General features: G+C 45.7%; 1 pseudogene. It reads right to left on the bottom strand.

The window, feature by feature from the left end:
- Window positions 1-258 (bottom strand): annotated as a pseudogene (locus ACFIMM_RS03890) (adhesin); the annotation flags it as partial.

The following is a 258-nucleotide window of genomic DNA, read 5'->3' as shown; positions in this document are numbered from 1 at the left end:
TTCTGACGAACTACCATCAGAATTGAATTGTGAAACCTTGAATTCCGGAGCCCTCCATTCGCCACCTTCATAGCTAGCTCCTCCTCCTAAATACATCGCTAGCGTCTGATGCAAGGAATAAAGCTGTGAACCATTCACGGCTTCCGTCGAGCCTTCAGAAAGTGTTCCAGCTTTCACGCCAGAGAGACTACGTGTATCACCATTCATGTTTGCAATTGTGATTGCACTACCCTCTTTTTCACCACCTATCTTGATTAC

This window comes from Bartonella sp. AP258QHHD (genome assembly GCF_042196145.1).
Classification (GTDB): Bacteria; Pseudomonadota; Alphaproteobacteria; order Rhizobiales; family Rhizobiaceae; genus Bartonella.
This window is presented reverse-complemented; position numbering and strand designations above follow the sequence as displayed.